At 69.3% G+C, this 24,862-nt stretch carries 22 protein-coding genes; 13 read left to right on the forward strand and 9 right to left on the reverse strand.

Annotation, left to right across the window (positions count from 1 at the left end; all coding sequences use genetic code 11):
* Positions 1-26: 26 nt before the first annotated feature.
* The gene (locus LSF15_RS05415) at positions 27-1,559 is read left to right on the forward strand and encodes a DHA2 family efflux MFS transporter permease subunit (RefSeq protein WP_232497511.1); all 1,533 of its coding nucleotides are present in this window, start codon (positions 27-29) and stop codon (positions 1,557-1,559) included.
* Positions 1,560-1,562: 3 nt separating this feature from the next.
* Here the strand turns inward: LSF15_RS05415 and LSF15_RS05420 are convergent, their stop codons facing one another.
* Both LSF15_RS05420 and LSF15_RS05425 read right to left on the reverse strand, forming a co-directional pair.
* Complete coding sequence (locus tag LSF15_RS05420; protein WP_232497512.1) at positions 1,563-2,327, reverse strand: DNA alkylation repair protein; 765 nt, start codon at positions 2,325-2,327, stop codon at positions 1,563-1,565.
* Positions 2,328-2,435: 108 nt separating this feature from the next.
* Entirely contained in the window at positions 2,436-2,900 is a 465-nt protein-coding gene (locus LSF15_RS05425; protein WP_232497513.1) for a hypothetical protein, read from the reverse strand.
* 353 nt (positions 2,901-3,253) lie between these two features.
* On the opposite strand from LSF15_RS05425, the gene LSF15_RS05430 reads away from it, so the two are divergent.
* Both LSF15_RS05430 and LSF15_RS05435 read left to right on the forward strand, forming a co-directional pair.
* Positions 3,254-4,720: a DUF6421 family protein gene (locus LSF15_RS05430; protein ID WP_232497514.1), complete on the forward strand. Its 1,467-nt coding sequence runs from the start codon at positions 3,254-3,256 to the stop codon at positions 4,718-4,720.
* Positions 4,713-5,411, forward strand: coding sequence for an SDR family NAD(P)-dependent oxidoreductase (locus LSF15_RS05435; protein ID WP_232497515.1), 699 nt, complete (start codon positions 4,713-4,715; stop codon positions 5,409-5,411). The genes LSF15_RS05430 and LSF15_RS05435 overlap by 8 nt, the downstream gene beginning before the upstream one ends.
* Before the next feature lie 127 nt (positions 5,412-5,538).
* Here the strand turns inward: LSF15_RS05435 and LSF15_RS05440 are convergent, their stop codons facing one another.
* Both LSF15_RS05440 and LSF15_RS05445 read right to left on the reverse strand, forming a co-directional pair.
* Positions 5,539-6,246 (reverse strand): hypothetical protein, encoded by a 708-nt coding sequence (locus LSF15_RS05440; RefSeq protein ID WP_232497516.1) that lies wholly within the window; start codon positions 6,244-6,246, stop codon positions 5,539-5,541.
* 50 nt (positions 6,247-6,296) lie between these two features.
* The gene (locus LSF15_RS05445) at positions 6,297-7,613 is read right to left on the reverse strand and encodes an MFS transporter (protein ID WP_372459923.1); all 1,317 of its coding nucleotides are present in this window, start codon (positions 7,611-7,613) and stop codon (positions 6,297-6,299) included.
* A gap of 243 nt (positions 7,614-7,856) precedes the next feature.
* Here LSF15_RS05445 and LSF15_RS05450 point away from each other — a divergent pair, with 243 nt between their 5' ends.
* The 3 genes from LSF15_RS05450 to LSF15_RS05460 all read left to right on the forward strand — a co-directional run bounded on the left by LSF15_RS05450 (position 7,857) and on the right by LSF15_RS05460 (position 10,976).
* Positions 7,857-9,317: a Gfo/Idh/MocA family protein gene (locus LSF15_RS05450; protein WP_232497517.1), complete on the forward strand. Its 1,461-nt coding sequence runs from the start codon at positions 7,857-7,859 to the stop codon at positions 9,315-9,317.
* 19 nt (positions 9,318-9,336) lie between these two features.
* Positions 9,337-10,386 carry a beta-sandwich domain-containing protein gene (locus tag LSF15_RS05455; protein WP_232497518.1) on the forward strand — a complete coding sequence of 350 codons (1,050 nt, stop codon included), beginning with the start codon at positions 9,337-9,339 and terminating at the stop codon, positions 10,384-10,386.
* Positions 10,387-10,583: 197 nt separating this feature from the next.
* A complete protein-coding gene (locus LSF15_RS05460) occupies positions 10,584-10,976 on the forward strand; it encodes a phage holin family protein (RefSeq protein ID WP_232497519.1) in 393 nt (130 codons plus the stop codon).
* Positions 10,977-10,990: 14 nt separating this feature from the next.
* Here the strand turns inward: LSF15_RS05460 and LSF15_RS05465 are convergent, their stop codons facing one another.
* The 4 genes from LSF15_RS05465 to LSF15_RS05480 all read right to left on the reverse strand — a co-directional run bounded on the left by LSF15_RS05465 (position 10,991) and on the right by LSF15_RS05480 (position 14,723).
* Entirely contained in the window at positions 10,991-11,857 is an 867-nt protein-coding gene (locus LSF15_RS05465; RefSeq protein ID WP_232497520.1) for a hypothetical protein, read from the reverse strand.
* On the reverse strand, positions 11,854-12,255 hold the full coding sequence (locus tag LSF15_RS05470; RefSeq protein WP_232497521.1) for a hypothetical protein: 402 nt from the start codon (positions 12,253-12,255) through the stop codon (positions 11,854-11,856). Before LSF15_RS05470 ends, LSF15_RS05465 begins: the two co-directional genes overlap by 4 nt.
* Positions 12,256-12,622: 367 nt before the next feature.
* Positions 12,623-12,979 (reverse strand): PadR family transcriptional regulator, encoded by a 357-nt coding sequence (locus LSF15_RS05475; RefSeq protein WP_232497522.1) that lies wholly within the window; start codon positions 12,977-12,979, stop codon positions 12,623-12,625.
* 58 nt (positions 12,980-13,037) lie between these two features.
* Positions 13,038-14,723, reverse strand: a complete 1,686-nt coding sequence (locus tag LSF15_RS05480; protein WP_232497523.1) for a SulP family inorganic anion transporter — start codon at positions 14,721-14,723, stop codon at positions 13,038-13,040.
* Between the two features lie 125 nt (positions 14,724-14,848).
* On the opposite strand from LSF15_RS05480, the gene LSF15_RS05485 reads away from it, so the two are divergent.
* The 3 genes from LSF15_RS05485 to LSF15_RS05495 all read left to right on the forward strand — a co-directional run bounded on the left by LSF15_RS05485 (position 14,849) and on the right by LSF15_RS05495 (position 18,413).
* Positions 14,849-16,237, forward strand: a complete 1,389-nt coding sequence (locus tag LSF15_RS05485; RefSeq protein ID WP_232497524.1) for a sensor histidine kinase — start codon at positions 14,849-14,851, stop codon at positions 16,235-16,237.
* Positions 16,234-16,983 (forward strand): response regulator, encoded by a 750-nt coding sequence (locus LSF15_RS05490; protein ID WP_232497525.1) that lies wholly within the window; start codon positions 16,234-16,236, stop codon positions 16,981-16,983. Before LSF15_RS05485 ends, LSF15_RS05490 begins: the two co-directional genes overlap by 4 nt.
* Positions 16,984-17,168: 185 nt before the next feature.
* Positions 17,169-18,413: an HNH endonuclease signature motif containing protein gene (locus LSF15_RS05495; RefSeq protein WP_232497526.1), complete on the forward strand. Its 1,245-nt coding sequence runs from the start codon at positions 17,169-17,171 to the stop codon at positions 18,411-18,413.
* Positions 18,414-18,636: 223 nt separating this feature from the next.
* Here LSF15_RS05495 and LSF15_RS05500 read toward each other — a convergent pair whose 3' ends face one another.
* Positions 18,637-21,378 carry an alpha-N-acetylglucosaminidase TIM-barrel domain-containing protein gene (locus tag LSF15_RS05500; RefSeq protein WP_232497527.1) on the reverse strand — a complete coding sequence of 914 codons (2,742 nt, stop codon included), beginning with the start codon at positions 21,376-21,378 and terminating at the stop codon, positions 18,637-18,639.
* A 147-nt stretch (positions 21,379-21,525) separates the two neighbouring features.
* Here LSF15_RS05500 and LSF15_RS05505 point away from each other — a divergent pair, with 147 nt between their 5' ends.
* The 4 genes from LSF15_RS05505 (at position 21,526) to LSF15_RS05520 (ending at position 24,838) form a co-directional block, all read left to right on the forward strand.
* A complete protein-coding gene (locus LSF15_RS05505; RefSeq protein ID WP_232497528.1) occupies positions 21,526-22,719 on the forward strand; it encodes an ROK family transcriptional regulator in 1,194 nt (397 codons plus the stop codon).
* Between the two features lie 707 nt (positions 22,720-23,426).
* Complete coding sequence (locus LSF15_RS05510) at positions 23,427-23,765, forward strand: ArsR/SmtB family transcription factor (protein WP_232497529.1); 339 nt, start codon at positions 23,427-23,429, stop codon at positions 23,763-23,765.
* Between the two features lie 12 nt (positions 23,766-23,777).
* On the forward strand, positions 23,778-24,278 hold the full coding sequence (locus LSF15_RS05515) for an SRPBCC family protein (protein WP_232497530.1): 501 nt from the start codon (positions 23,778-23,780) through the stop codon (positions 24,276-24,278).
* A complete protein-coding gene (locus tag LSF15_RS05520) occupies positions 24,278-24,838 on the forward strand; it encodes a dihydrofolate reductase family protein (RefSeq protein WP_232497531.1) in 561 nt (186 codons plus the stop codon). Before LSF15_RS05515 ends, LSF15_RS05520 begins: the two co-directional genes overlap by 1 nt.
* Positions 24,839-24,862: the final 24 nt, after the last annotated feature.

Consider the following 24,862-nt stretch of genomic DNA (forward strand, 5'->3'; position numbering starts at 1 on the left):
CATCCGATTACAACTCAGGAGCAACCATGTCCACCGTCCTCGATGCTTCGCCGGCGACACCCGCTCGACCGTCGTCCACGCGGCGACCGACCGCCCTCTGGCTCGTGCTCGTCGCCACCGCCGTCCCGACCTTCATGGCCACCCTCGACAACCTCGTGATGACGAACGCCCTGCCGGTGCTGCACGCCGAGTTCGGGGCATCCGTCGAAGAGCTGCAGTGGTTCATGAACGCCTACACGCTCGCGTTCGCGAGCACGATCCTCATGGCGGTCGCACTCGGCGATCGCTACGGTCGTCGAACGCTCTTCGTCATCGGCATCGTCGTCTTCACACTGAGCTCGGCGTTCGCGGCGCTCTCGACCGACTCCGGGCAGCTCATCGCCGCCCGCGCGCTGCAGGGCTTCGGCGCCGCGGCGATCATGCCGCTGTCGCTCACACTGCTCGTGGGCGCGGTGCCGCTCGCACGCCGTGCGCTCGCCATCGGCATCTGGGGCGGCGTCACGGGCCTCGGCGTCGCCACCGGCCCGCTCATCGGCGGCGCCGTGCTCGAGGGCTGGGCGTGGCAGGCGATCTTCTGGATCAACGTGCCCGTCGGCGTCATCTCGGTCGCACTCGCGCTCATCGCGCTGCCCAACAGCTTCGGCGCCCGCCTGCGCGCCGACATCGTCGGACTCGTGCTCTCGGGCGTCGGACTGCTCGCGCTCGTCTACGGCATCGTGCGCGGCAACGACGCCGGATGGGACAGCCTCGAGGTCATGGGCAGCCTGGTCGCCGGGGGCATCCTGCTCGCCGCGTTCATCGCCTGGGAGGCACGCGCCGGCGCGCCGCTGCTGCCCCTGCGGCTCTTCCGCAACCGTAGCTTCACCGTGGCGAACCTCGCAGGGTTCGGCTTCAGCTTCGGCGCGTTCGGCTCGATCTTCATCCTCATCCAGTTCCTGCAGGTCGTGCAGGGCGCGACCCCCCTCGAGGCCGCGCTGCAGACCTCGCCGTGGACGCTCGCGCCCATGGTCGTGGCGCCCCTCGCCGGGCTCGTCGCCCCGCGGGTCGGTACTCGCGCCCTCATCGTCACCGGCCTCGCGGTACTCGGCGGCGCCCTGTTCTGGCTGAGCGGCCTGCTCGACGCCGACCTCTCGTACGCGAACTACGTGGCGCCGTTCCTCCTCGCCGGCATCGGCATGGGGCTGGTGTTCGCGCCGTCGGCGACGGCGGTGCTGGCGGGCATGGCGTCGAACGACCACGCCAAGGCGAGCGGCACGAACTCGATGCTGCGCGAGGTCGGTGTCGCGCTCGGCATCGCCGTGTCGACCGCGGTGTTCATGGGAGCCGGCGGTGCGCTCACGCCCGTCGACTACTCGATCGGCGCCCAGCCCGCAGTGATCGTCGGCGCGGCGGTGCTCATCGCGTCGGCACTGGTCGCGCTGCTGCTGCCGGTCGGCCGCGGGTCGGGGCACTCCGAGCAGGAAGATCAGCCCGAGCAGCCCGAGCGGACCGAGCACGCCGAGGCTGCCGACCGCCCCGAGCGCGCGACAACCGAAGCCGAACTCGCCGCGGTGCGCTGAGCGTCACCGCATCGCGCGATACGCCGCGCGCGCTTCAGGCGTGAGGTGCTCGGTCGCATAGCTCAACATCGTGCGGGGCATGCGCGGGGCGTACTCGTCGAGGAATTCGATGAGTACGCCCCGCGCAACGCGTTTGCCGAGCTCGCGGAGCATCCAGCCGACGGCCTTGTGGATGAGGTCTTCGCGGTCGTCGAGCATGCGGGGCGCGAGCCGGAGAATGGGCGCGCCGTCGCCGGCCCGGGTGAAGGCGAACGTCGCGAGCACGGCCACGCGCCGCTCCCAGAGCGAATCGGATGCCGCGAGCTCGTCGAGGAGCGCATCGTCGCAGCGCCCCGACTCACGCAGGAACTCACCGACGAGCGAGTCGGCCGAGGCGTCGACGAGATCCCAGTTGTTCACGCGGCCCCGCCGCACCGCGTCGAGATATGCCAGGTGCAGGGCCTCCCGCGCCGCCTCGTCATGGGTGCGCGAAGCGCTCGCAACCCGGAACCGGCGCACCATGACGAGCAGTGCGGCCAGTCGATGCTCGTGCACGGGGCTGTCGAGCAGGGCGGATGCCTCGGCGAGGGGCATCCGATCGAATCGACGAACGATCGCACGCGTTGCGGGCACACGCACACCGACGAACACATCGCCCTCGCCGTACTGGCCGGGGCCGGTCTTGAAGAAGCGCTGCAGGAACGCGGCGTCGTCGGCATCGCCCTCAGCGTCGATCGCCGCGGCGAGCGCGACGGCCGTCGGTTCGGGCGATTCGGATGCGACTGCCACATGCCGCACTCTAGCGACGCCCACCGACGGGGGCAGCGACGGCAGACGAGAAGCGGGACCGGGCCATCGGCTCGATCCCGCTTCTCGTGGTGGGGGCTTGCAGTGGGGTCACCACTGCTGTTCGGGGTGCTGGGCACGGCGCTCTTCGTCGGCGACGCGCTTCAGTGCGTCCTCTTCGACCTGCGCGCGGTACGCTTCGGCCTGCTTGGCGAGACGGTCGCCCTGTGCTTCGGCGGCAGACACGTTGGGGGTCACGCTCTGCTGCTTGTCGAGGCGGATGGCCTCGGCTGCGGCTGCGGCCGCGGCCGCGGCGCTGACGCTGCTCTGCACCGACGCCTGCTTGTCGCTGCGGATCGCCTCGTTGGCGGCGAGCTTGCCGGCGTCGAGCGGCACGGAGTGCAGACGAGCGCGAAGCTCGGCCATCTCCTGGCGCTGGGTGTCGGCCTGGTTCTGCAGCGAGGTGATGCTCGACTGCCCGGAACCTGCATCGACCCGCGACCCGGCGCAACCGCTGACCAGCACGATGAGTGCCACGGCGCTGAGTGCAACTGCGCCGGTCTTCTTGGTGTTCATGGCTCTCTCCTGTTCTTGTTGGGGGTGTTGAGAACTGAACAAGTCTCAAGTTATGGGCGCAGGAATCGTGCGTCATCGGGACTCCCCCCGGGATCGGGGTAGGGAAAGCCACCACCCCCGTACTGGTGGTGGCATGGACACCCATCCGTGCCAGCGCTGAGCGAAACGGCGCCGCATGGAGCGTCCGGTCATCCGCGGGCATGGCGATCTGCGGCGCGGAATCTTGCGCCCACGCAGGATTCCCGCGTGGCACCGCAAGCAATCGCACAGGGATCGCTCGTAGCCTTGAGGTGTGCGGCGAATCGCGCCGCGACCAACCAACACAGATCCCCTCACGAGGAACGGAGGTTCACATGTCGAACACCACCATCGACGCCGTCGTCGGCGAACCCGAGGTCCTCGAAGACGAGGTCACCGCCGGCCAGATCGGGCTCGCGGCAGGTGTCGAGACCGACCCTGCATGGCTCGCGCTCAAGCAGGCGGCCACGACGCTGCAGTCGCTGCAGGTGAAGGACGGCTCGGTTCCCGACGAGGGCGACGCTGTGCCCGATGCGAAGGCGAAGGCGTCCGCGCTCGTCGACACCATCGTCGCGTCGGTCGCCGCGCTCGCACCGCGGTTCCCGCACGAGGCGGCGTACCTCGAGGCGCTCCAGGCCGACTTCCGCAAGTGGCAGGGCGAGGGGCTCGGCGTGCCCGACTTCCTCGACTCGCTTGTCGAGTTCCAGCCGCAGCGGCACCGCGTCGACGGCATCCGCCATCTGGTCGTGTTCCCGATGTACACGCAGAACGGCTCGACCGACCGGCACGTCGAGGCCCTCGTGGTCGAGACGATCTGGCCCGAGTTCATCGGCGCGCTCGAGTCGGGCGACTACTCGAACAAGCTGTTCGTCTCGCTGCGGCTCGTGGACTTCACCCCCGGGTACGACACGAACTCGGCGGTGCTGTTCCCCGAAACGGTCGCGATGCGCGAGATCCCGACGTTCACGTGGGGCGCGATCTTCCAGGACCGCGAGGCGGCGCGCTACCGCAGAGTCGTGCGGGCGGCATCCGAGATCACCAAGCTCGACCTGCCCGACGACGCGGCGGCGCTGCTCGACGACCAAGAGCTCGCCGAGCGCACGTTCGTGATGTGGGACATCATCCACGATCGCACCCACATGCGCGGCGACCTGCCGTTCGACCCGTTCATGATCAAGCAGCGCATGCCGTTCTTCCTGTACTCGCTCGAGGAGCTGCGGTGCGACCTCACCGCATTCCGCGAGTCGGTCAAGATCGAGCGCGGCCTGAACGCGCGCGTCGCCGCAGGCGAGGAACTCACCGAAGTCGAAGAGCAGATGCGCTCGACCGGCAAGCTCGTGCAGTACGCGGTGATCTTCGACCGCATCTTCCGGTTCGCCATCACGGGCTCGCGAGTGCGCAACTACGACGGGCTCGGCGGCCAGCTGCTGTTCGCGTGGCTGCACCAGAAGCACGTGCTCGAGTGGACCGACGTGTCGCTCAGCTTCGACTGGGCGGCGGTGCCCGACGCGGTCGTCGAACTCGGCGACGCGATCGACGAGCTGTACTGGAAGTCGATCGACCGGCCCAAGACGGCGCACTGGCTCGCCGCGTACGAACTCGTGCGCAGCGTGCTGACGCCGAACCCGGCGTCGATGTGGGCCGAGGGCCTGCCGCGCGACGTGCTCGCCGGCCCGCCCAAGGGCTACACCGACCTCGTGATGGACGACGAGTTCCCGCTGTCGATGTTCTTCGAGGCCCTCGACAAGAAGATGAAGCCCGTCATCGAGTCGACCGTCGGCATCACGGCAGCCGATGCCTGAGCACGTTGACCTGTCCGGCCGGACCGCGCTCATCGCGGGAGCGACGAGCGCGTCCGGCCGGGCAGTCGCCCGCGCCCTGCTCGGCGCGGGGGCGCGGGTGGTCGCCGTCGGCAGCGACGAGGGCCGAATCCGCGAACTCGAAGCCGAGCTGCCCGGTATCGTCGGCGAACACGCCGACCTCACCGACGGTGATGACGTGCTCGAACTCTCGATGCGAGTGCGCGCGCGCGTCGGAGACGTCGACGGCGTCATCCACCTCGTGGGCGGCTGGCGCGGCGGCGGCGGCATCATGGACCAGACCGAGGAGGACTACCGCGTGCTCGAGCGGTCGTTCACGGCATTGCGGTACGTGAGCCGGGCGTTCTGGCAGGACATGATCACCTCGACCGCCGGCCGCATCGCGATCGTATCCTCCATCACCGTCGAGTCACCGACGCCGGGCAACGCCAACTACACGGCGGTGAAGGCGGCGAGCGAATCGTGGATGCGCTCGCTCGCCAAGGGCTTCGCACCGCGACCGGTCGATCCGGTGGGGGCGCTGCAGCCCCTCGAACCAGGAGGCGGGGCCGCCGTCATCTTCCGCGTGCGCTCGCTCGCCGGCCTCGAAGACCGGCTCGGGACATCCGTCGTCGATCTCTGGAATGCGGATGCCGCGGAGCTGAACGGTTCCGTCATCGAACTGCGCCCCTGACCGCCGCGCGGCGAACGGGCCCCTGCGATCCGTGCTTGAGAGCGGCATCGAGCCGCCGTAGATCGTCGCCGAAGCCGCTCGGCGCCGCGATCTCGGAGCGCAACACGACGGCACGTGCCCGACCGTGTCAGTTCGTACCGCCGGTGAGGTGCACCGCGTAGCCCCAGCAGCCCGCCTTCTCCCAGTCGTAGTCGGCGCCGAGCCCGGAATCGCCGTAGAGCGCGAACTCCCACGCGGCGTATTCGTCGGCGGTCAGGTCGGCCGGCATCGGCGGGAACCGGTTCGACTGCGCCGACTTCGGGTTCCACCACTCCCAATAGAGGTACTCGTGCCCGGCGGCGACCATGCAGTCGCGAACGATCTGCTGGAACGCGAGCCACTGCCTGCGCTGCTCGGGCGGAGGCGGCGGCGTACTGCCATCGGGGTTCCGCTCGACCGAGTCGGGGCCGCCGGGCGCTGCGTGGCCGTCGGCCGGATCGTCGGGAATGGGCGTGGGGGTCGGCGCGTCGCCCGCGGGCGGCGGAGTCGACGGCGGGGTCGCTGGCTCGGTGGGCTGCGGCGCCGGGGCGGGCGCCGGCCCGACCGGTGGCGCGGCCGACTCGGGTGGGTCGATCGGCTCGGCGACACGGTCACCGCCGGTCGCGCCGTCAGGCGGCGATGCGGGGGCCTCGCCCTGGCTCACCCCGAACTCACCTGCGGAGTTCGGCGCAGGCTGCGGCAACCGGGCGTCGTAGAAGACGGGCGCACCGGTCGTGGCGGCGGCCGCGCCGGCGAAGACCGCCGCGATCAGGGCGAGTGCGACCCCTGCACTCAGCACCAGCACCTTCTTGCGCATGTCACACCCCCCATATCGGTGTCATCGCGTAACCGGCTTATCCGGACATGCTAACCGCGATCGCCCTCGCCGGAAAGCGGGATGTCGGCCGGCGGCTCACCGGACGGGTGGAGGTCGGTCGCGACATCGGCTGCGGGTTGCTGCCGCCGGCTCAGCCACAGGAACGGGGCCGCGAGGATCTGGATGCCGCCACTCAGGATCAACGAGCCCGGGTACCCCCAGATATCGGCCGAGCGGCCGAGCACGGGCTGGATCAGGGCGCCGCCGGTGCTGCCGAGCAGGGAGTCGAACGACAGCACCGTGGCGCGCTGTGCCGACGGGATCATGTCGTTGAGGTAGGCGCGCTGCACCGGCCCCGAGGCCGCGTCGACGAGCCCCCAGATGATCAGCAACGCGAACGCGACCCAGAAGTTGCGGTTCACCCCCAGCGCGACGAGCATCAGGCTGCTCACGACGACGCTGAGGATGATCGTCGTCGTGCGACGACGGAACCGGCTGCGCACCCACGGCGCCATCCAGCCGCCGATGACCTGCGAACCGGACAGGATCGCCGCCGCAAGCCCCGCGATCGTATAGGCGTTCGGGTCGCCCCACAGTTCGACGAGATAGGGCTGCAGCGCGTAGAAGACGTAGAACCCGACGCCGGTCGTGAAGAACGACGCGAACATCACGAAGCGCACCGCGGGTCGCCGCACCCCGTATTTCACCGACTCGCGCATCACCCGCTTGGTGGCCTGCCAGGGATGCGCCCGGCCCGCCGGCGTGAAGCCCAGGTCGCGCATCACGAACGCCGCGACGATGAACATGAGCACGAGGATCACCGCCCGCAGCACGAACGGCACCCCCAGGTCGGTGAGCTGCGCGACGGCGCCGCCGGCGAGCGACCCGACGAACATGGCCGCCCCCGACACCGCTGTGCCGCGGCCGAACACCCGCTCGAGGCTGCCCGTGTATCCGGTTGCGGTGAGCGCGTCGACAAGCCACGCCTCGACCGCACCCGAGAAGAATGTGAACCCCAGGCCGAGCAGCACCGACACGACCGCCCAAGCCCAGAACGGCGAGTGCATGACCCACAGCAGGTAGTAGAGCGCCGTCGTCACCGCGAGCGTGACCGTGCCGAGCAGGTACGACATGCGTCGCCCGAGCGTGTCGGCGACGACACCGGTGGGCACCTCGAAGATGACCATGCCGACCGAGAAGAACGCGTTGGCCGCGAACGCCTCGAGGTTCGTCAGGCCCGCGTCGAGCAGGAACAGCGTGTTGACACCCCAGATCAGCGAGGCCGCGAGCGTGTTGCCGATGAGCAGCGTGAAGTACACGCCCTGCACCCGCCGTGCTGCGTGGTTCACCGTCGCCGCATCGCTCACACCCGAGCTCCCCGATCAGACACGACCCCCATCTTCCTCCTGCGCACCGACACCGGAAAGGGGAACGCCGTTATCCGACCGCGCGGGTGCAGCGAGTTCCGCTTACCCTCGACGTCGGCACGGAGCATCCGGAATTCTGCGCATTCATGATTGAAATACGCAATTTACAATCAACTATTGACAGTGATCGCTCACTTGCGTCAGTGTGCTCAGCAATACCCGCACCGATCTCAAGGGAGTGCAATGACGCGTCTGTTCACCAGTCCGCGCGAGAAGGTCGGCTCGACGAGCGACCTCCAGTCCGCGGCATCCGGATTCACCCGCCGTAACCTCATCGGAGGTGCACTGGCCGGGGTCGCACTCGCGACCACCATGACATCGGGGGCGGCGACCGCAGCCGCGCCGATGCGGAAGAGCGGCTCGACATCGATGGCGAACGAGCCGTTCCAACCGGTCGACGTCGTGAAGATCGGCTTGATCGGCATGGGCAACCGCGGCATGGGAATGCTCGGCAGCTGGGTCGGTGTGCCCGGCGCACAGGTCGTCGCGGTCTGCGACGTCCGAGCCGATCGGGCGACGCGTGCCGCCGACCGCGTCGCGAACGCCGGTATGTCGCGGCCGCGCGAGTACAGCGGATCCGACGAGTCGTTCCAGAAGATGCTCGACACCGAAGAACTCGACCTCGTCTACATCGCCACGCCGTGGGAGTTTCACCACGCGCAGGGCAAGGCGGCGCTGCTCGCCGGCGCCCACGTCGGCGTCGAGCTACCGATCGCGACCGAGCTCGACGAGCTCTGGGACCTCGTCGACACGAGTGAACAGACGCGCAAGCACCTGTTCCTGATGGAGAACTGCTCCTACGGACGCAACGAGCTCGCGATGCTCAAGATGGCCCACGACGGCGTCTTCGGCGACGTCACGAGCGGCCACGGCGGATACCTGCACGACCTGCGCGCCCTGCTCTTCAACGACGGCTACTACACCGACGACTGGCGCCGGCTCTGGCACACCCGAAGCACCGCGAGCTTCTACGCGATGCACGGGCTCGCCCCGATCGCGGCGGCGATGGACATCAACCGCGGCGACCGGTTCACGACCCTCTCGGCGACGGCGACCGCGGCGAAGGGGCTCGCCGACTATCGCGAGCGTTTCATCCCGCGCGATCATCGCTCGTGGAACGAGGAGTACATCAACGGCGACCTCGTCACCTGCATGCTCAGCACCGCGAAGGGGCGGGTGGTCCGCGCGGAACACAACGTGAGCCAGCCTCGTCCCTACAGCCGGATCAACACGATCGAGGGCAGTCGCGGCATCTTCGAGGACTATGTCGGCGGCGACGGGACGGGGGCGCGGATCTACTCGGAGCCGCGCCACAGCGGCGACACCTGGCGAGGCGCCAGCGCGTTGCGCGCCGAGTTCGACCACTGGCTCTGGAAGGACCTCGAGGGGCCGGCAGCGGGGGGTGGCCACGGCGGAATGGACTACATCCTGCAGTGGCGCATCGTCCAGCAGATGCGAACCGGCCAGGTACCCGACATCGACGTCTACGACTCTGCGGCCTGGTGCGCGCCGGTGCCGCTCAGCGTGATGTCGCTCGAGAAGAACGGGCGCCCGGTCGAGGTGCCCGACTTCACCCGTGGCGAGTGGAAGAAGCTCCGCCTCGGCCTCGACTCCGTCCGCAGCACGATGCCCGCCGTCGCCTGAGCAGCGCAGGAAGGAAACCATGAACACGAAACTCATTCGTCGCGGCGCCATCGCCGGGCTCGTCCTCGCATCGGCACTCACCCTGTCGGCGCAGGCGGCATTCGGGGCGACCCCCGGCGAACCGGTCGTCACCGGCCCTCAGGTCGTCACCGAGACTCCGGCCCCGGCCCCGGCCCCGGCCCCGGCCCCGGAGGTCACCCTCGATGTCAGCGAGATCAGCCTCGACGGGCCCGCCATCGCCGAGGTCGACGTCACGGTGGTCAACGAATCGGATTCCGCGATGCGGTCGGTCTCGGTGACCTTCGAGGGTCCCGTCGGCTGGCAGGTCGCCGTCGTCGAGAACGACCTCGGGAACATCAAGCCGGGCACGAGCGAGACGGCGACGTTCCAGGTGCGCATCCCAGAAAAGCGGTCGGGCTTCGCGCTGCGCGTCTTCACCGCCGAGGCGACCTACAAGGGCGGCGACGGCGCGGGGAGCGCGGCCGCGACGCGGGCAATGCCCACGGCGGCTCCGCTCGAGAACTTGGCCGCCGCCTTCAACAGCAAGGGGATCACGAGCGAGTCCGCGCCGACGGCGGGTGACTTCGATGGTGAGGGCAACACCTTCTCGGCCGAGAAGCTCGCCGCAGCAGGTGCCGGCAAGGGCGCGGAGCTCGACGTGCTCGGCGCGACGCTGCACATGCCGTCGGTCGAACCGGGAACTCCCGACAATGTCGCCACCGCAGGTCAGGCGGTTCGCGTGCAGGGTGAGGGCGAGCGTCTCGTGCTCCTCGGTTCGGGCTCGGGCACCGCGGCGACGGGCACCGTGACGGTGTACTACAGCGATGGAACGGCCGGCACAGGCAGCGTTGGGTTCCCGAACTGGTCGTTCCAGGCGGCCGACGCGCACGGTGCACAGCTCGTCGTGTCGACCGACGGCCGCAACCGCCCGAACGGCTACGGCGATGCCGCTTACCAGTACCGGCTGTTCGCGCACTCGGTGCCGCTCGAGGCGGGCAAGACGGTCGAGTTCGTCGTGCTGCCCGGTAATGCGGCGATGCACGTGTTCGCCATGGGCATCGCGCCCTGATCGAACGCCGATGAGCGGCAGGGCGGTGCGGGAGCGGATCCCGCACCGCCGTCTGCTCACCCGGCCGAGGCACCCGGCCGAGGCACCCGACCGCCGACCGCCGACCGCCGACCGCCGACACGATCGACCCTCGCGCGTCGGGCAGACACGGCCCCGTATTCCACTACCCCCGACAGCGGAAGGGCTAGCCTCGACCCATGGTGCGCTTCCTGATCCGCGCGGCGATCTTCCTGGTCACCGCGGCCCTCGGCCTGCTCGTCGCGTCATGGATCCTGCCCGACTTCAACATCGAGTGGGGCGGATTCCTCGTCGCGACGCTCGTGTTCGCCATCGCGCAGAGCGTGCTGTCGCCGTTCATCTTCAAGATGGCGCACCGGTACGCGCCCGCGATCATCGGCGGCATCGGCCTCGTCTCGACCTTCGTCGCGCTGCTCATCGCCAGCCTGTTCCCGAGCGGCATCCAGATCACCGGCGGCGTCGTCACGTGGGTGCTGGCGACCCTCATCGTCTGGCTCGTCACGGCGCTCGGCGCATGGTTGCTGCCGCTCATCTTCCTGAAGCGCAAGGCCGGCGCCCGCGACGAAGGCTGAGGGTCCATCGCTGCTCAATGCATGTTGTCGTTCCCGGTGACATGCGTCGCGTACCCCGAGCAGCCGGCGTCCTCCCATCGGTAGGCCGCAGCCGAACCGGCGTCGCCCCACATCGCCGCCGTCCACGCGGCCTGCTCATCGGCGCCGAGGTTCTCGGGCATTCGAGCGTCGACTCTGGGGTCCCCCGGCTGATGCTCGGGGTTCCACCATTCGAAGTAGCGCACCTCGAAGCCGGCATCGGCCATGCACTCGCGAACGGCGTCCTCGAACACGAGCGACTGCTGCCGCGGCGTCGGCTTCGACGGGTCGTCGGGTGGCACGGGAGCGGTGAGGGGTGTGCCCGCCGCGCGGGCGGCGTCGGCCGCGGCGACGCCGGCGTCGGCGCATCCGCCGCCCGGGTTGTAGATGTCTGGTCCGTAGAGCGCCTGCGTCCAGAGCACGGAGCTCTCGAAGTCGAGCCCGCTGGGCTGCGGGCCCTCGTTGATCCACCAGAGGTTCGGCAGGTACTCGAAACCGGCGTCGTTCATGCACTGGCGAACGACGGCGTCCTGACCGAGGTACTCGGCCCGTTCCTCGAGGCTGACGTATTCGGGGTCGCCGGGTTCGAGGTACGGGTTGTAGTCGGCTGCCATCGCGCCGGCGCCGGGGCTGCGCTCGTCACTCGCATCGGCCACCTCGGGTTGCGGCACGCCGGTCGGCGGCGTGGGGGGCTCGGTCGGAGCCGGCTCGACGCCGGCCGAGGTCGCGGGTTCGGCCGACGCGGCGGGCACGGGCTCGGGCTGGCCGGCCGCGTATGCGGCCACCCCGAGTGCGATGACGGATGCTCCGCCGAGGGCGGCACCCGAGATCGCGACGATCGCAGCGATGCGTTGCAGGTTCACGCGGCGGCTCCTTCCGTGACGGGTTCGGTGGCGGCATCCGATCGCCGACCTTTCGACCCCCAGAGCGATCTCGCCGCGGGCAGCCACCACGCGGCCATCGCAACGAAGAACAGCACACCCGCAGCGGCGAGGCTGCGATTCACGAGGATCGCCTGGGAGAGCGACGAGATGTAGAACTCACCGAGGGTGACGCTCGAGGCGATGAGCGTGTACATGCCGAACCGGATGAGCACGTAGCTCGCGGCAGCGAGCCAGAGTGCGCCGAGCCAGCGCAGTCGGGGGATCGCCGTGAGCACGGCCCCGAGGAGTGCCATCGCGAGGCCGACGACTCCGGCCGCCACGAGATCCCAGGCGCCCGCCCAATCGCCCGATGCCATGCTCGCGGAGGTGCGCACCACGATGAGCACGCCCCACGCGATGAGCAGGGCGGTCGCCAGATGCGCGAGCGCGGGAAGCGCGAGCGGGAAGGTGCCACGCGGCGCGGTGAGCGCCGCAGGCGCGCATGCCGCCAGGTGAGATCGGCCGGGATCCCGCGAACGGCTCGGCCGACGATGCTGCGCGAAACCGAGTGCGCGCCGGCACGGTCGCCGGACTCGGCGCCGTCGGCGCGTTGCTCGGAGAGGTCGGAGGCGAGCTCGGCGACCCGGGCGGTGGCGACCGGCTCGGGGAGGTCGCGGGTGTACCAGCGGCACCACCCGAGCACGGCGGCATCGATGCGGTCGGCCGTCGTGCGCGGCACGATGGTCTGCGCGATCAGCTCGTCGCTCATGCGAAGGCCGCCTTCGGCTGCGGCGCGACGGCCGCGGCACGCGCGCCGAGCTCGGCGCGGTGGGCGAGTTCGCCGGCACCGGTCACCCGGTACAGCCGTCGTCGCGGTCGGCCCTCGGCCTCGGCGATCGCGGCGTCTTCCCACGTGGGCTCGAGCAGGCCGGAGTCGGTGAGCCGCGCGAGCGCCTTGTAGAGCGTGCCGTGCGCGGTGAGGGTGCCGGCGTCACGGTGCTCGGCGATGCGCTTCGCGAGCGCGAACCCGTAGAAGTCGCCGTCTTCGCCCTGCAGCTGCATGCCGGCGCCGAGGATGTGCATCTCGAGGTCGAGCAGTCGACCTTCACGTCTGCGTGCCATCTGGAAAGAATAGGAAGATATCTTCCCAATCGCAAGGGGCCCTTTCGCCGGGCAGCGCTCACCGCCGCTGACCGACCCATTCCTCGGCATCGGCGTGCGCGCGATGCACGGCTTCGCCGACCCACTCGGAGCTCTCGTAGACGCGATCGGGTCCGAGCCGGTCGAGCAGGCCGCCCGCCTCGAGCTGCCCTCGGATGCGCTCGCCGGCGATCACGAACCACAGCGTGGAACCGTTCTGCTCGAGATCGTTGAGGTAGCGGTCGAACACCGCGACGAACGACAGGCCGAGCTCGTCGATGCCGCGCAGGCGGAGGATCACGACCGTGCCCTGCGAGGTCGGCACCACCTTCGGCAACTGCGCCTCGAGCACCGGAGCACTCGCGTACGCCATGTTGCCGTAGGGCTGCAGCACCACGACCTCGTGCGGCGGCAGGAGCGGCACCGGGTCGATCTCGCGGATCCGACCTCCGGAGTGGATCTCGAGCTGGCGCACGCGGAGCCGGTTCGACTGCTGCGCGACGAACAGGATGATGCCGAGGCCCACGCCCACGAGCACCGCGAACTGCAGCGGGATGATGAGCGTGAGCACGAAGGTGACCACCATGACGGCGGCCTGCAGCGGGCCGGTCTTCACGACCGAGAAGATGCGGGCGGGCTTGATCGCCTTCACCCCGACGACGATGAGCAGTCCGGCGAGCGCGGGCATCGCGACGAGCGAGACGACGCCCGACGCCAGGAGGATGACCAGCGCCATCACCCCGGCCGCGATGAACAGCGCGAGGCGAGTGCGCGCGCCTGCCGCGACGGCGAGCGCCGACGCCGACATCGAGCCGCCGACCGGCATGCCCCGGAACACCCCCGAGACGATGCTGCCGACCCCCTGGCCGATGAAGTTGCGCGAGTCGTCGGCCGGCTTGCCGTCGGCATTCGGCACGCCGGCGGCGACGGCAGCACCCTGCACGAGGCCGACGAACGCGAGCGAGAGCGCCGGCACCGCCACGTAAGCCAGGTCGTCGAGGCTCGGGAGCACCGGGAGGGGGAGCCCTGTCGGCACGTCCGCGACGTCGCCGACGGTCAGCACGGGCTGATCGAAGACGAAGGTGAAGAGCGCGGCGAGCGCCGAACCCGCGACGATGGCGACCACCAGGCCGAGCGAGCGCAGCGGCGTTCGCGTGAGCACGACGATGAGCACGATCGTCACGAGCCCGACGATCAGGGTCGGCAGGTCGAACAGCCAGAAGTGCGCGAACGTGTCGATGGCCCTGAAGAGGCGGTTCGCGCCCCGGCCTGCGTATCCGGTCAGGTTCGTCAGCTGTCCGAGCACGATGTTGACCCCGACCGCGGTCACGAAGCCCACCATCACGGCGGTGGGCACGAACCGCAGCATCCGACCACCCTTGAGCAGTCCCGCGATGATCATGAACACGCCCGTGAGCATCGCGAGCGTGAACAGTGCACGATCGGGGTCGGGCCGGGTGCCGAGGTCCGTGTCCGAGACGATGAGCGCCATCGCCCCGGTCGCCTGCACCGCCATGAACGAACTGCTCGTGGCGAGCGCGCCGCCCGCCAGCCCGAACAGGAAGGCGTAGAGGCCCGCGACGGGATTGACCCCCGCGAGCAGCCCGATGGCGAGCCCGTCGGGAACGCTCTCGACGCCGAGGATGGTGCCGGCCAGGGCGTCCTTGCCGAGCGTCTCGCGCCGGAACACGCTGCGGACGCGGCGCCAGAGCACGGCGAGCTTCATAGGGCAGAGCCTAGAACCTGCGCGAGCCTGACGTCACGGTCGGATCGCCGCCAGGAGTCGTGCACGGCCGCTTTCTCCGCCGCACGACGGATGACCCTCCCCGACCCGCTCGCTAGCGTTGAGGGATGACCGCAACTCCGGCACCGCCCGTGATCGACGGCGTCGAGTGGGTACGCCCTCGCCCGGGTCGAAGCGGGCTGCGCAACGACATCGTGCTCGCCCTCGTGCTGCTCGTCGGACTCGCGGCGAGCGTCGTGCTGTACCGCATCACGGGCTGGGGTGAAGACACGCCGTGGTGGGCCTCGGTCATCTGGGTCCCTGCCATGTCGCTTCCCCTCGCCGCGCGGCGCCTGCAGCCCGAGATCGTTGCGCTCGTGGCATCCGTCGCCTTCGTCGTCGGCTCGGTCACGATGGCCGGCGAGGCGCTCATCAGCAACATCTGCCTGTTCATCGCGATCTACACCGTCGGCGCCTGGGGTCGCAGCCGGCGGCGCGCGACGATCGTGCGCGGCGTGATCGTCGCCGGCATGTTCGCCTGGCTGTTCTGGGCGCTCATCTTCTACTCGGCCGTGCAGGACTACCTGCCCGACCTGCCGCGTGATGGCGACGGCGGGCTCTCGCCGTACATCGCGTACGGGCTCATCAACCTGCTCACGAACGTGCTGTACTTCGGCGGCGCATGGTACTTCGGCGACAACGCCTACCGCTCGGCGCGCTCACGGGCCGAGCTCGAGCAGCGCACCGCCGAGCTCGCCGCCGAGCGCGAGCGCACGCGCGTGCAGGCGGTCGCGATCGAGCGGCTGCGCATCGCCCGCGAACTGCACGACGTGGTCGCCCACCACGTGTCGGTGATCGGCGTGCAGGCGGGTGCGGCGCGACGGGTGCTCGCGAAGGATCCCGATGCGGCGACGGCGTCGCTCTCGGCGATCGAGACGAGCGCGCGCGACGCCGTCGATGAATTGCACCGGTTGCTCGGCACGCTGCGCGGCACGGCAGACACGGGCGAAGTCGCGGTCGCGGTCACGCCGGCGCTCGCGGCGATCGCTGAGATCGACGAGCCCGCGATCACGAGCACGTCGACCCGCGGCATCGACCGCATCGACGAACTCGTCGCCGAATCGATCGTGAGCGGGCTGCCGACGACCCTCGCGATCGTGGGCGAGCCGCTCCCGGTGTCGCCGGTCGTCGGGCTCAGCGCGTTCCGTATCGTGCAAGAGGCGCTCACCAACGTGCGCAAGCACGCAGGCGCGGCGGCCACCGCTGACGTGCGCGTGCGATGGACCGACGAGACGCTCGAGATCGAGGTGACGAACACGGGCACCGTGACGCGCGCGATCGCAGGCGCGGTCGCACGAGAAGCGACGGATGTCCCGGACACGGGTCTCGGGCAGCTCGGAATGCGCGAGCGCGTGGCCGCGGCCGGCGGCACCATCGAGCTCGGGCCGCGCGCTCGCGGCGGGTACCTCGTGCGCGCGCGATTCCCGCTGCGGCGCGTCGAGGAGGTGCTCGGATGAGTATTCGCGTACTCGTGGTCGACGACCAGAGCCTCGTGCGCGCCGGGTTCCGCACGATCCTCGACTCGGAGGACGGCATCGAAGTCGTCGGTGAGGCCGCCGACGGTTCCGCCGCGATCTCCGCCGTCGCGAGGCTCTCCCCCGACGTCGTGTGCATGGACGTGCAGATGCCCGGCATGGACGGACTCGAGGCCACGCGCCGCATCACCGCGGATGCGACATCCGCCGCCGCCGTGCTCGTGCTGACGACGTTCAACCGCGAGGACTACCTGTTCGCCGCACTCGAAGCCGGGGCGAGCGGGTTCCTGCTGAAGAACTCGAGCCCCGAGCAGTTGATCGAGGCCGTGCAGGTCGTCGCCCGGGGCGACGCGCTGCTCTCGCCCGACGTCACGCGCCGGGTCATCGAGGCGGTCGCGTCGCGCTCGCAGGCACCGCTGGTTGAGGAGGCGCGACAGCGCCGTCTCGAAACCTCGACGTCCGTGCGGGTCGGATTCGAGACGGATGCTTCGCATCCTCCTCGACCAACGGGGCATGCCGCTCTCGCCACCCTCACCGACCGCGAGCGCGAGGTGCTCGTCCTGCTCGCCGAGGGGCTCTCGAACGCCGAGATCGCGCAGCGCATCTGGGTCGGTGAGGCCACCGTGAAGACCCACGTCTCGAAGGTGCTCATGAAGCTCGCGCTGCGCGACCGCGTGCATGCGGTGGTGTACGCCTATGAGCATGGGGTGGTGCGGCCGTCGGGCTGACGGCGATGCTCTGGCCTGACGCGTCTTCGCTGAGCGCCTGACTCAATCGAATGTATCTCTGATTTCTGACATTCTAATCGTTGACATCGTTCGAATCTGTTTGCTAGAATTGCACCACCTCGTGCCGAAGAGAGTGAACTGGAGACAGTCATGCACCCCTTCCCGCACGAAACCTCGCGCCCACGATGACGCCGGGCACGACGGTGGCGACCGGCCTCGACCTCATCCTCGATCGAATACATGACGTCGATGGCGCACAGACCGAGATCAACCGGGCTCATGCTCGCCAATGGGGCGCGCTGGCAGAACTGATGCGACTCGCTCGCGCGAATCCGCATGTCTACCTGCGCGCCGAGGGCATGGCCCGGGCCGACGCGCTGAGGTTCGCTGAAGACGCTGCGGCGTTCGACGTCGGGCTGCGACTGCGGCTCTCGACCAACCGGGTGCGCTCGATTGCGCACAGCGCGCAGGTGCTCGAAGACCGGTTGCCGACACTGCACGCCGCATTCGCAGCCGGTCACACCACGGTCGACCACGTCACCGCCGCAGTCGACCTCGTGATGGGATGGCACGACGATGCGGCGCTGCCCGAGTTCGATGAGAAGCTGGCGGCGGCCGCATCGAACTCGACGGCCTCGTCATTCCGTCTGCGGGCGCGCCGCCTGAAGCAGCGGCTGTTGCGAGAGCCCGCCGAGGTTCGTCACGCACGCGCCTTCGCCGACCGACGCGTGTGGGTCGAGCCGACCGATGACGGAATGACCTTCATCCACGCCCTTGTTGCCGCACCCGACGCCGTACGCATCATCCAGCGGCTGAACGCCACTGCACGCGCCGAACAGCAGAAGAGCCGGCGCGGTGAAGCCGGCTGGCGTTCGCGAGATCAGATCCGTGCCGACCTCGCCGTCGCCTGGCTCGCGGGTGACGGCACACCGACCGCCGCAAAGGTTCGTCCGATGTTGCTCATTCCGTTGCTGTCCCTGCTCGGCGAAGGCGACCAACCGATCGAGCTGCCCGGGTACGGCAGCATCGATCGTGTCTCCGCGGCGCGGTTGTTCGCGAAGGCCCCGTCATTCCGCCGCGTCGCCACCGACCCGTTCACCGGTGAGATCCTCGAGTACGACCGCACGCGGTATCGGCCCACGAAGGCTCAACGAGACTGGATCGCATTGCGATTCGAACAGTGCATCGATCCCAATTGCTCGCGGCCGGCCGACGACTCCGACGTCGACCACCTCGAAGAGTGGGTGCGCGATGTCGGCCCCACCAATGGCGACAACCTGTTCCCGCTCTGCGAAATCAGCAATCGCCGCAAGAACGTCAGCCGTGTCGCCTACCGACGACTGCCGAAGGGCCGAGTCTCGATCACCACGCCCACGGGATTCACGACCGTCTCAGAACCGACTGCGATTCCCGAAGCGGCGCCGTTCTGACAGCGTCCGCCGACATCGCGCGCCCCATGTAGGTCGGCGAGGCGACCGTGACGACCTACGTCGCGAACGTGCCCATGAAGCTCGGCGCGCGCGACCGAGTGCGCGCGATGGTGTACGCGTACGAGTACGGGGTCGTTCGGCAACGGTCCTGAGGGAGCACGCTGCGAACAGAACGAACAGAACCGACCGGCCGGATGGAGTCCGGCCGGTCGGTTCTGCCGAATCAGCCGCAGGTGACCTTTGCGTCAGCCCAGTCCGCACGGTCCCACCACTCGGCGCCGTGTCCCGGCAGCGACGCCGCCGCATTCGCGTCGACCTCGAGCGTGAGCGTCGAAACCCCCGTGACGTCGACCGACAGCGGCTTGGATACGCCGCCGGCCATCGCGCCCGAATCGAAGAGCTTTGTCCCGTCGCCGACGACCCGGAAGATCACGTTCGGGTAGGCATTCGGCTTGACCATGATGTCGTCGATGCCGACGACGGCGGCGAACACCGAGCACTTGGCGCCCAGGTTGAACGAGACGGACATCGGCGCCTGCACGCCCAGGCCCTTCGCGTACTGCACGCCGGCGATACGCAGGGGCCCGCCGTCACCGGCCCCGGCCTGGCCGACCTCGCGGTCCCGTTCGATCGGCCCGTAGCCGCCCGGGATCGTCTCCGCTGAGAACTCGAGATCCGAGAGGAAATGCGTTCCGACGGCCGGCGGAGCGGGGATCGGGACCTCCGCGTCGACGTGCCGGACGAGCGCCTCGGCTGCAAGCGCCTCGATATCGCCCGACGGCTCCGTCGCGAAGTCGCCCACGTCGGTCGACGTGGTGAATGCCGCACCGACGGTGTGCCAGTTGATGGCGACCGGGTTGCCGCCCTTCACCAACGCGGCGCGAAGCGAGTCGAAGTAATGCGACCACCGACCCTTGTAGTATGTGCCGACGAGGCCCTGGAACTCACGGTTCGCGTAGTCGTTCAGGCCCGCCTGCACCGCGGATGCCTCGCCCCACGTCGTGATCACGGATCGCGCGTCGTACTCGAGGGCGTCGGCCTCCGCGTCATTGCCGGCCATCGCGCGGGCGTCGGCGATCCACCGGCCGAGCAGGTTCTGCGGCTGCGTGCCGACGATTTCGTCCAGCAGGTCGATGTTCGAGAGCCATTCAGTCGTCAACGCGTCAAATTTCGCGAGATCCCGGCTCTGGTAGGCGCGTCGCACCTGCGGAAGCAGCGTTCGCGAGGTGTTCGAGACGACCTGCCGCGAGACATCCATCAGGTCGTATCGGAACGCCGCGTTGTCGATGCGGTCGGATGCCGCGACGAGGTGTTCGAGCGCGACCGCGAACTCCGCGAGGTCGTACGCCGCCGAACCGGGCGACCACGACGCAGCCGTCGTCTTCGTCAGCGACGGGGCGGCACCGAAGAGCCCATCGTGCGCCTCGCTGTAGCCGCTATTTTTCGGCAGCGTGTAGGCCGTCTCTGCAATCACGCGCCATGCCGCCTTCGCGTCGTCATCGGCGACGCCGTATCGGCGGAACGTCCAGTCGTCGAACCATGCGCCGACATCGACGGGACCGTCACGCCAGGCGAGACCGGCGAAGAAGTCGATCGCGGCGGGGTTGTTGAGCCCGCCCTCGGGCATCGCAGCAATGCCGTCGACGGCGCTGCCCTCCTGATCGCGCCACGCCCAGTACCGCTCGTTCCAGGTCGAGAGTTCCGCGCCGATGGTCGAGTGCCCGCCGAAGTTCCAGATGGTTCCGAAGGCGTAGGGAACGCCGCTCCATTGCTCCTCGAGGCCGCCTCGACCGTCATAGCGATCGGAGAGTCCGTCGACGATGAAGGTCGTCTCGGGGTTCACTGCTGCCGCGACGTCCTTCGGCGGGTTGTTCTGCCAACCGAGGAACACCCAGAGCGCTCCTGGATGCGCCGACTGCAGTGCGGACTCGATGGCGCGCGTCGCCGCGGGCACATCGACCGAGCCGCGGCGACCTCCCTCGTGGAGCACGTCCATCTTGTACATCGTCGAAGCGCCGAGCAGTTCTTCGGAAGTCGAGTAGAACGAATCGGCGAGCGCGCTGAACACACCTGAGTTCGGGTCGAGCCAGTCGGGCCGGGTGAAGCCGACCCAGCCGCCCTGCGGTTCGATCCTGGCGTCGGCGTTCCGCTCAGCGAACGCGGAGGGCACCGTGCCGAAGTAGCCCGGCAGCACGGGCACCATGTCGAGCTCACGGAGACGATCGGCGATCTTCCGCCCGAGCGCCGCCCGCTCTTCGAGCACGTGCTCGCTGATGCCCGAGGGGTACCCGGACATGTTCTGCAGCAGCCACCAGGGCTGGTGCGCGGGCAGCGGGATCCATGCCCGCATCTCCTCTGCCGTGTACCCGAACTCCTGGAACACCTCGTAGTAGACCGCCTCGGAGCCGACGGGCATGAAGACCTCGTTGAAGCCGAGCGCGGCGAGCTCGTCGATCTCGGCCTCCCACTGCTCCCAGCTGCGGTAGGCGCCCGTGTACCCGTCTTCCGTGTCGTTCCCGTAGAAGCGGTGCGTGACGTTCGCGGTTGACGTGATCGTCTCCTCGGGCAGTGGCAGCTCACCGCCTGGCTCGACGTTCCGAACGTTCCACGACACGGACTGCCCGATAGTGCCGAGGTAGGCGTTCAGGCCGGCGACGGCGGTCGCGGCGGTCGTCGCCGCGATGCGAATACGGCCGCCGACGGCACGAACCGTGTACGTGTCGGGCTGTACTTCGACGTCGTCGTCGACGTCGAACTCGACGAAGTCGAGCGCGTCGGCCGACGACCCGATCAGACGCTCGGCCGAGTCGCGTGCCGACTCGAAGCCGTGGTGGGTGAGAGCCTTGCGATCGGCCGCAGGAGTCGAACCCGGATCGGCCTCAGCGGCACCGACACCGACCGGGATCAAGAGGACGGAGGCGACAGCGGCGACGACGAGTCGCCGCGCCGACATGAGACGTGGCATGCGCGTACCTTTCCGCGAGGGGTGCCGCCCGGGCGGATCGCGACGGTGCGGTTCGGCCAGCAAACCAGATCCCACCACCATTTCGCAATGACAATACGTAAATACCGTTCGTAAACTACACTTGCGGCTGAGCACGACGGGAGCACGATGCACGATCAGGGCACGGCAGTCGGTACCGCACGGCTGAAGCAGTTGAACACCGACCGCGTCATGAACGAACTGCGCCGCCGCGAGGAGCCTGTGCGCATCGTCGAACTCGCTCACTCGATCGGGCTCGCCCGCCCGACCGTTGCCCAGATCGTCGAGGAGCTCACCGGTCGGGGCTGGTTGTCGCACCACGAGCCCATCGAATCACTCGGTCGCCCGGCGGTCCGCGTCGCGGTCAATCGCCGCCGCTTCCCCGTGATCGGCATCGATCTCGGCGCGCACCGGGTCGCCGTGCGGCTGTGCGATGCCGGCGGGGCACCCCTCGCCACAGCGGAGATCCGCCATTCGACGACCGACGGACGAGAGCTCCTGAAGATCGCCGGCGCCGCGATCTCGAAGGTCACGGCCGAAGCGCACGTCGACGCCGACGAGATCTCGGTGACCACCGCTGCGAGTGTCGGAATCGTCGACCATCGCAGCGGTCGAGTGCGTTACGTACGCGGAATCGACAAATGGTCCGAACTCGACCTCGTCGCCGAGCTCAGCGCACTGGTCGGCGGTGTCGTCGCGATCGACAACGACGCGAACCTCGCAGCACAGGCGATGCTCGCTGACGACCAGCCGTCCGCGTCGTTCCTCACGATCCAATGGGGGGCCCGCCTGGGTGCCGGACTCGTGCTCGATCGGCGGCTATACCACGGCGTGAGCTCTGCCGCCGGAGAGATCGGGGCACTGCGAGTGCGCGACGCCTGGAGCAGGGAGTGGTCGAGCCTCGAGGGCGCGGTCGGCGCGGCTCGGATCGCCGAGGTCGCCCGCCTCGAGGCGGCGCGCGACCCGAACGGAACGTTCGCGCGCGATATCGTCGACATCGACGCCACGGAGTACGTCTTCCGCCGGGCGAGCGAGGGCAACCGCACCGCCATCGATGTGGTCGAACGCATCGCGGGCGTCGCCGCCGAGGCACTGGCCCCGATCTGCCTCGCGCTCGACCTCGACCGGGTCTACATCACGGGCGGCATCGCACGGGCCGGCGCCGTGCTCACGAACGCGGTCGAGCGTGGGCTCAACGAGATCAGCCGGGTGCCCATCTCCGTGCTGGTCTCACCGTACGCCGAAGACACCGTCGTGCACGGCGCTGTCGCGGCCTCAGTCGAGCGCCTGTGGGACGAACTCGTCGACGTGAGGACCTGCTGATCCGGGCAGGAACGCCGCACTTCGAGAGGCGCGCGATCAGCTCGGCAGCGCACTCCCCACGGCGTGGAGTGCGCCGCGCGCCGCGGCGATCGCCGGGTTGTTCTCGCTTCCGCTGCGAAGCGCGAGTCGGATGGCACGACGGCCTCCGCTGGGCAGCAGGTTGCACGCCGCGGCGCCGGTCGCGATGAGCCCGGCAGAAACGCGACGGCCTGGCCCCGCGTGACGAGCTGCGCGTGGAGGAGCACGTCGACGGATTTCGAAGGCGACGTTCGGCTCGAAGCCCGCGGTGCGACAGGCCGCGACGGCCCAGTCCCTCGATCGCGTGCCGGGCGGCTCCATCGCCCAGCGTGCGCCGGCGAGCTCGGCCAGCGTGGTCGCCGGGCGTCGCGGGGTGCGGCGATCAGCATGGGGTCGTCGGCGAAGTGCTCGGTGCGGATGTTGGTGATCGGCGCGACGGGCGCTCCGGGGTACTCCTCGTAGGGCACCAGGTCGACGTCGCGTGCGAGCAGTGCCGGGAGGGCGTGCTCGGCGGCGCCCACGCCGCCCACGAATGGGTCACGCTCGACTCGCTTCGAGCCGTCACCGCCACGCTCGACCGCACGATCCGGCGCTACGTCGCCCGAAAAGCCGCTGCATCGGAACAGGGGTTGACGCGGCATCCGCCTGCTCGTACAGTTAAGGAATTCATTAATTAAGGAGTTGCTTACATGGCGCAGGTCGAAGACGAGCTCAGCCTCGTGTTCCAGGCGCTCGCCGATCCGACACGACGCGCGATCATCTCGCGCCTGCGTGGCGGGCCGACGACCGTCGGCGAACTGGCCGAGCCGTTCTCGATGAGCCGACCGGCGATCTCGCAGCACCTCAAGGTGCTCGAGCGTGCCGGGCTCATCGAACGCACGGCCGACGCACAATGGCGCCGCTGCACCCTTCGCACCGAACCGCTCGACGACGCATCCGCCTGGGTCGACCGGCACCGCGACGAGTGGAACGAGCGCTTCGACCTGCTCGACGAGCGACTGCGCCGACTCAAGGACTCCGCGAATTGAAGGGAACGGCCGATGCCTGAACAGACCAGCACCGAACAGACCAGCACCGAACAGAGCGCCACCACGCGCAGGCAGTTCACGATCACCCGCGTCTTCGACGCCCCCCGCGACCTCGTCTGGCAGGCGTGGACGACCGAGGCCGACGCCGTCGAATGGTGGCACCCTCGCGGCATCGAGATCAAGCCGGGCAGCGTCTCCGTCGACGCCCGCGTCGGGGGCCGCTACACCTACACGATGGTGAACCCGGCCGATGGGCAGGAGTACCCGACGGCCGGCGTCTACCGCGAGGTCACGCCGCCCGAGCGCCTCGTGTACACCTGGGGATCGCCGGGCGACGCCGATGACGAGGTACCGGTCATCACCGTCGAGCTCCGCGAACTGCCCGATGATCGCACCGAGATACGGTTCCACCTCGTCGGCATCGACGGCGCCCCCGGCGATGAGAACGTGTACGACGGATGGGACTCCGCGTTCGACCTGCTCGCCGAGCAGCTCGCAGAGGCGGCCGGGTGATGGGCCGCCTCATCGTCGAGCAGATCGTGAGCGTCGACGGCTACGCGGCCGACCCCGAGGGCGGCATCGGCTTCTTCGAGGCGGTCGATGAGGTCGACTCGAACGACGCCGACCAGCTCGCGTTCCTCGAGCACGTCGATGCGATCCTCCTTGGCGCGAACACCTACCGCATGTTCGCGGAGTATTGGCCGCAGGCCGACCCCGAGGTCGAACGGGTGGCCGAGCCGATCAACCGCCTACCGAAGTTCGTCGTATCGAACGCCCTGACGAATGCTCGGTGGGGCGCCGGCGAGGTCGAGATCCTCCGAGGCGACGGGGCCGAAGCGGCCGCCGCGCTGAAGGAGCGCTTCTCCGCCATCGTCGTCTGGGGCAGCCTCACGCTGGCGGACTCGCTGTTCGAAGCCGGGCTCGTCGACGAACTCCGCCTGCGCGTCGTCCCGGTGCTCATCGGTGAAGGGCGCTCGTTCACCCCCGCGAAGCTGGGTGAGCGGCGGCTCGAGCTCGATCACATGGTGACGCACCCCAGCGGTCACGTCGGCATGGAGTATCGCGTGCGCTGATGCCCCCGGGTCCGCCGTGGAGTG

The organism is Agromyces humatus (genome assembly GCF_021228295.1).
In the GTDB taxonomy this organism is placed as follows: domain Bacteria; phylum Actinomycetota; class Actinomycetes; order Actinomycetales; family Microbacteriaceae; genus Agromyces; species Agromyces humatus.

Bases quoted from the DNA above. Each gene is read 5' to 3' on its own strand.
- LSF15_RS05425 (WP_232497513.1), bottom strand. From the start codon at position 2,900: ATGAACACCAAGAAGACCGGCGCAGTTGCACTCAGCGCCGTGGCACTC.
- LSF15_RS05435 (WP_232497515.1), top strand. From the start codon at position 4,713: ATGCCTGAGCACGTTGACCTGTCCGGCCGGACCGCGCTCATCGCGGGA.
- LSF15_RS05495 (WP_232497526.1), top strand. From the start codon at position 17,169: ATGACGCCGGGCACGACGGTGGCGACCGGCCTCGACCTCATCCTCGAT.
- LSF15_RS05415 (WP_232497511.1), top strand. From the start codon at position 27: ATGTCCACCGTCCTCGATGCTTCGCCGGCGACACCCGCTCGACCGTCG.
- LSF15_RS05515 (WP_232497530.1), top strand. From the start codon at position 23,778: ATGCCTGAACAGACCAGCACCGAACAGACCAGCACCGAACAGAGCGCC.
- LSF15_RS05520 (WP_232497531.1), top strand. From the start codon at position 24,278: ATGGGCCGCCTCATCGTCGAGCAGATCGTGAGCGTCGACGGCTACGCG.
- LSF15_RS05430 (WP_232497514.1), top strand. From the start codon at position 3,254: ATGTCGAACACCACCATCGACGCCGTCGTCGGCGAACCCGAGGTCCTC.
- LSF15_RS05510 (WP_232497529.1), top strand. From the start codon at position 23,427: ATGGCGCAGGTCGAAGACGAGCTCAGCCTCGTGTTCCAGGCGCTCGCC.
- LSF15_RS05475 (WP_232497522.1), bottom strand. From the start codon at position 12,979: ATGGCACGCAGACGTGAAGGTCGACTGCTCGACCTCGAGATGCACATC.
- LSF15_RS05480 (WP_232497523.1), bottom strand. From the start codon at position 14,723: ATGAAGCTCGCCGTGCTCTGGCGCCGCGTCCGCAGCGTGTTCCGGCGC.
- LSF15_RS05500 (WP_232497527.1), bottom strand. From the start codon at position 21,378: ATGCCACGTCTCATGTCGGCGCGGCGACTCGTCGTCGCCGCTGTCGCC.
- LSF15_RS05455 (WP_232497518.1), top strand. From the start codon at position 9,337: ATGAACACGAAACTCATTCGTCGCGGCGCCATCGCCGGGCTCGTCCTC.
- LSF15_RS05485 (WP_232497524.1), top strand. From the start codon at position 14,849: ATGACCGCAACTCCGGCACCGCCCGTGATCGACGGCGTCGAGTGGGTA.
- LSF15_RS05440 (WP_232497516.1), bottom strand. From the start codon at position 6,246: ATGCGCAAGAAGGTGCTGGTGCTGAGTGCAGGGGTCGCACTCGCCCTG.
- LSF15_RS05450 (WP_232497517.1), top strand. From the start codon at position 7,857: ATGACGCGTCTGTTCACCAGTCCGCGCGAGAAGGTCGGCTCGACGAGC.
- LSF15_RS05505 (WP_232497528.1), top strand. From the start codon at position 21,526: ATGCACGATCAGGGCACGGCAGTCGGTACCGCACGGCTGAAGCAGTTG.
- LSF15_RS05460 (WP_232497519.1), top strand. From the start codon at position 10,584: ATGGTGCGCTTCCTGATCCGCGCGGCGATCTTCCTGGTCACCGCGGCC.
- LSF15_RS05490 (WP_232497525.1), top strand. From the start codon at position 16,234: ATGAGTATTCGCGTACTCGTGGTCGACGACCAGAGCCTCGTGCGCGCC.